The organism is Actibacterium sp. (assembly GCF_041584535.1).
Taxonomy (GTDB): Bacteria; Pseudomonadota; Alphaproteobacteria; order Rhodobacterales; family Rhodobacteraceae; genus Actibacterium_D.
In genome coordinates this window covers 1-1,863 of record NZ_JBFHDW010000400.1, presented here as the reverse complement: position 1 = coordinate 1,863, position 1,863 = coordinate 1, and the positions used below count along the sequence as shown (strand labels likewise).

The 1,863-nt window shown below is 60.5% G+C and carries 1 protein-coding gene and 1 pseudogene; one reads left to right on the top strand and one right to left on the bottom strand.

The genetic code is table 11. From position 1 onward, the window contains the following. A partial coding sequence (locus ABYW26_RS14100; RefSeq protein WP_372605549.1) for a DEAD/DEAH box helicase occupies positions 1-1,164 on the bottom strand: 1,164 nt, incomplete at its 3' end. Positions 1,165-1,352: 188 nt separating this feature from the next. Here ABYW26_RS14100 and ABYW26_RS14095 point away from each other — a divergent pair. Further along, positions 1,353-1,863, top strand: a pseudogene (locus ABYW26_RS14095) (peptidylprolyl isomerase); the annotation flags it as partial.

Below are 1,863 nucleotides of genomic sequence, written 5' to 3'. Positions count from 1 at the left end.
GGCCTCGGTCGAGGCGGTGCCGGTCATACCGGCCAGCTTGTCATACAGGCGGAAATAGTTCTGGAAGGTCACGCTGGCCAAAGTCACGTTTTCTGGGTGGATCGAGACGCCTTCCTTGGCTTCGATCGCCTGATGCAGACCGTCCGACAGGCGGCGCCCGGCCATCATCCGGCCGGTGAATTCGTCGATCAGCATCACCTCGCCGTTGCGCACGATATAATCCTTGTCCTTTTGGAACAGGACATGCGCCTTCAGCGCCTGCGTGGCGTGGTGAACGATGGTGGTGCTTTCGGGATCATACAGCGACTGACCCTCGGGCAGAATGCCAAGCCGGGCCAGTTCATTTTCCATGAACTCGTTGCCCTCGTCGGTGAAGGTCACGTTGCGGGTTTTTTCGTCCCGGGTGAAATGCTCGGGCGTCAGCGTCGGGATCACGTCGTTCAGGGTGACATACATCTCTGAGCGGTCCTGCGACGGGCCGGAAATGATCAGCGGAGTCCGGGCTTCGTCGATCAGGATGCTGTCCACCTCGTCGACGATGGCAAAGTTATGCGCGCGCTGCGACATCTGGCTGAGTTCCGAGCGCATGTTGTCACGCAGATAGTCAAAGCCCAGCTCGTTGTTGGTGGCATAGGTGACATCGGCGGCGTAGGCGGCTTTTTTCTCGGCCTCGGGCTGTTGCGGGTAGACGACGCCACAGGTCAGGCCCAGCGCGTTGTAGACCTTGCTCATCCACTCGGCATCGCGGCGGGCCAGATAGTCGTTGACCGTGACGATATGCACGCCCTTGCCGGTCAGCGCATTCAGATAGGCCGGGAAGGTGGCGACAAGGGTTTTGCCCTCGCCGGTCTTCATCTCGGCGATATTGCCCTGATGCAGAAAAATCCCGCCCATCAACTGGGTATCGAATGCCCGCAGGCCCAGCGCCCGGCGGGCGGCCTCGCGGCAGTTGGCAAAGGCTTCGGGCAGCAGCGCGTCCAGGCTTTCGCCCTCGTTCGCGCGGGCGGCCAACTCTTGTGTCTTGGCTTGGATGCCCTCGTCGCTCAGCGCCTCGAATTCGGGCTCCAGGGCGTTGATTTGCTCCACCAGCGGGCGGGTTGCTTTGACCTTGCGATCATTCGGCGTGCCAAAAACCTTTTTGGCGATTGTTCCGATACCCAGCATGTTTTCTCCGCTTGATGGTCTTCGTGTCGGGATCGTGAAAGCGAACGCCTTGCCCACCCCGGCTGCCCCGCATAGGTAGGACAATGAAAAAAGGGCAGTCCGGCACTTTCGGACCTAGCAGCGATGTAAGCGCCCGCAAAAACAGTGTCAACGCCACCGGGGCCGGTGGCTACCAAGGAGTTGCCCAGATGCCGAATCTTTTCAAACCCGTAATGGTCCTCGCCTTGGCGTTCGGCCTTGGTTCTCCGGTTTTCGCCAGCGAACCGCAGGCCGATACCGTCGTGGCCACGGTCGGTGGCACCGACATCACGCTGGGACAGATGATCGTGATGGCGGCGCAACTGCCTGCTGAATACCAATCGCTGCCCGATGACGTGTTGTATCAGGCGGTTCTGGAACAGCTGATCCGCCAGACCGCCGTTGCCAAGACCGTCGAAGACAGCCTCGACCGCGAGGCCCGTCTGGCGCTGGCGAATGAACGCCTGTCGTTTCTGGCCAGCGAGGCCCTGAGCCGCATCGTCGAAGACGCTGTCACTGACGAGGCCATTCAGGCCGCCTATGACGCGACCTATGCCAATGTCGAGCCGGAAAAAGAATTCAACGCCTCGCATATCCTTGTCGAAACCGAGGACGAGGCCAAAGCTCTGAAAACCGCCCTTGATGGCGGCGCCGATTTCGCCGAGCTGGCCAAGGAAAAAT